Origin of the sequence: Pseudomonas neustonica (genome assembly GCF_003797945.1) — a bacterium.
Taxonomy (GTDB): Bacteria; Pseudomonadota; Gammaproteobacteria; order Pseudomonadales; family Pseudomonadaceae; genus Halopseudomonas; species Halopseudomonas neustonica.
The window spans coordinates 1-2,948 of the sequence record NZ_RKKU01000060.1 but is presented as its reverse complement, the minus strand read 5'-3'; the positions used below and the strand labels follow the sequence as shown (position 1 = coordinate 2,948).

2 protein-coding genes and 1 pseudogene are annotated in these 2,948 nt (G+C 60.9%); 1 reads left to right on the top strand and 2 read right to left on the bottom strand.

The window, feature by feature from the left end:
• Nucleotides 1-93: 93 nt before the first annotated feature.
• Complete coding sequence (istB, locus tag EF096_RS20040; protein ID WP_123891502.1) at nt 94-849, bottom strand: IS21-like element helper ATPase IstB; 756 nt, start codon at nt 847-849, stop codon at nt 94-96.
• A gap of 14 nt (nt 850-863) precedes the next feature.
• Nucleotides 864-2,408 carry an IS21 family transposase gene (istA, locus tag EF096_RS20035; RefSeq protein ID WP_177412387.1) on the bottom strand — a complete coding sequence of 515 codons (1,545 nt, stop codon included), beginning with the start codon at nt 2,406-2,408 and terminating at the stop codon, nt 864-866.
• A 231-nt stretch (nt 2,409-2,639) separates the two neighbouring features.
• Here istA and EF096_RS20030 point away from each other — a divergent pair.
• Nucleotides 2,640-2,921, top strand: a pseudogene (locus EF096_RS20030) (IS3 family transposase); the annotation flags it as partial.
• Nucleotides 2,922-2,948: the final 27 nt, after the last annotated feature.

Below are 2,948 nucleotides of genomic sequence, written 5' to 3'. Positions count from 1 at the left end.
TGCGTATTCCGGCGAACGTGACCGGTCATTCCGGTGATCGTGACCGATTTGCACACGGCCTTCACGCTGGAACGGGTTTTGTACTCTGAGCGGTCACGATGGGTCAATCGATACCGCGTTTTGAGCGTTAGCCTTTCTCAGTGATTCTCCCTTCAGATTGAGCCGGTGGGCGCCGTGCAGGAGCCGGTCCAGGATGGCGTCGGCGAGCGTGGCGGAGCCGATGTAGTCGTGCCAGTGTTCGGTGGGTAGCTGGCTGGCAATGAGCGTTGAGCCACGTCCATGACGGTCCTCGATCACCTCCATCAGATCCTGTCGTTGCTGGGCATTGACCTTCTGCATGCCCCAGTCATCCAGGATCAGCAGATCGGTTTTCAACAGCTGCGTCATCAGGCGGGCGTAGCTGCCATCGCCGTGGGCGATCCGCACTTGCTCGAACAGCCGTGGCACCCGCAAGTAGCGGACGGATAGCCCTTGGCGGCAGGCCTGGTTGCCCAGGGCGCAAGCCAGCCATGTCTTGCCACAGCCGGTGGGACCGGTGATACACAGATTCAGCGATTGACCGATCCAGTCACAGCTGGCCAGGCCTGCCATACGGGAACGTTCCAGCCCTCGCGGGTGGCGATAGTCGATGTCTTCGATGCAGGCCTGCACGCGCAAGCGAGCAGCCTTCAGTAGCCGGTCCAGCCGACGGTTCTCCCGGTGCAGCACTTCCCGGTCTACCAGCAGGGCCAGGCGCTCCTCGAACGCCAGGTCATGGGTTGCGGGCTGCGCCCGCTGCTGTTCCAAGGCGTCGCACATGCCCGTTAGCTTGAGGTGGCGCAGGGTGTTGAGTGTGTTGTGAGTCAGCATAGGTCTCTCCGGGATCAGTGGTAGTAATGCGGGCCGCGAACGTTGGTGTGCGCCGGCAGGTCGGTCAGGTCACGCTCATCGTCGGCCAGAGGCAGCGGGAACTGGTCCAGCCCCTGTTTCAGGATCGAGGTGATGCTCTGGTAGCTGGCCGACTTAATCGACAGCGCCCGGGCACAGGCTTGTTCAAGGCGTTCACGGCTGTAGCGCCGACTGAGACTCAGCAATCCCAAACAAGCGCGGTAGCCATGCTCTGGATGAGGGCGGTCCTTGAGCTGGCTCTGCACCACCTCCAGCGTGCCGGGGCCGATGTCCTTGGCCCAGTTGAGGAAGCGCTGCGGCGACCAGTCCTTGTGGGCCTGATGCGCCTTGGGCATGTGTTCGGTCAGGGTTACGAAGCGGCTCTTCCCGTGGCGGGGATGTAATGCCACCCGCTGGCCCTTGTGCATGACCTCCAGGGCGGTATCCGTTAACCGTACGTCCAGAACCAGCCCCACCAAGGCGTGAGGTACGCTGTACAGGCGTTTGTCGACCTCGATGTGGTAGTCGATGCCTGGCCTGGCCTTGCGCCATTCGGCGTAGGTATAGGGCGCTACTGGCAGAGGCCGCAGTGCCGGTCGATCAAGTGCGTCGAACAGGCTCTGACGGCTCTCGGTTCGACCCTGGAACAGGCGCTGGTTCAGGGCTGGTAGCAACGCTGCAATGGCGGCATTGAGTTCGGCCAGGGAGAAGAACATCTGATGCCGTAAACGGGCCAGGATCCAGCGCTCGACCAACAGCACCGACGTCTCGGCCTTCGCCTTATCCTTGGGCTTGTAGGGCCGTGCTGGCAATACCGCCGTCTGGTAATGGCAGGCCAGCTCAGCATAGGTCTCGTTGATCGTCGGACTGTAGCGGTCCGCCTTGGTCACCGCCGCCTTGAGGTTATCCGGAACCAGCAGTTCCGGTACCCCGCCAAAGAACCTGAACATCCTTTGGTGGGAGGCGATCCAGTCTGGAAGGCTCTGGCTCCAGGTAGCCTCGGCGAAGGTGTAACTGGACGCGCCCAGCACTGCCACAAAGACCTGGGCCTTGCGCACCTCACCGGTAGAGCCGTCCACCACCGGCACAGTAGGGCCGCAGTAATCGATAAAGATCTTCTCGCCAGCCCGGTGGACCTGTCGCATGCTGCGGCGCTGCCGGCCACGCCAGAGCCGGTAGTGGTGGCAGTACTGGCTGTAGCGATACGCCTTGTCGCCGTGGCGTTCTACGTACTCGGCCCAGAGCAGTTGCAGGGTGACGCCCTTGGTCTTGAGCTCTTGATGAACCTGGAAGTAATCGGGCTCGGCAAAGCGTGACGGTGGCGCCTTGGCCGGGAACAGCAGCGCGTACAGCCGAACCTCGTCCAGGTCCTTCGGCAGTGGCCAGGTAACGCCCTGGACCTGGGCCAGGCTGACGTACTTGCCGACGACGCCCTTGGAGAGTCCGCAGGCACGAGCAATGCGCTCGTGACTGAGACCGGCTTCGTATTTGAGGCGCAAGACCTCGGTGATCTGTCGCATGGAAATCCTCGCAGCCGGCATCCGCTCTTCCTCGTGGAAAAAGGAAGCGGTATGCGCGATTAAGTTGAAGAATTCCAGTGTGTTGGCAGTGATTCCGGGGGAACGTGACCGACGATTCCGGCATCGTGACCGGTGATTCCGGGATATCACCCAAAATCGGTCACGATAAAACGGAATGAGCGGTCACGTTAGCCCGGAACAGGCGGTCACGTTCAAACGGAATGGGCGGTCACGATGGGCCGGAATATGCAACTGCACTCAGACAGGGGTACGCAGTTCACCAGCGGCGATTACCAGCGTTATCTGGGCAGCAATCGGTTAGTCAGCAGCATGAGTGCCGTTGGCCACTGTGGCGATAATGCCGCCTGTGAGGGCTTCTTTGGGATGCTGAAGCGAGAGCGAGTACATCACCGACGTTACCGTACTCAAGACGAGGCAAGAGCAGACCTATTTGAATACATCGAGCGGTTCCATAATCCTAGGATGCGACGTAGAGTTGCTGCGCAGGATCAAAAGCTCTTAGCTGTTTTATAACCGTCCGTGGAAACGGGGTAGAACCCG

Bases quoted from the DNA above. Each gene is read 5' to 3' on its own strand.
- istB (WP_123891502.1), bottom strand. From the start codon at position 849: ATGCTGACTCACAACACACTCAACACCCTGCGCCACCTCAAGCTAACG.
- istA (WP_177412387.1), bottom strand. From the start codon at position 2,408: ATGCCGGCTGCGAGGATTTCCATGCGACAGATCACCGAGGTCTTGCGC.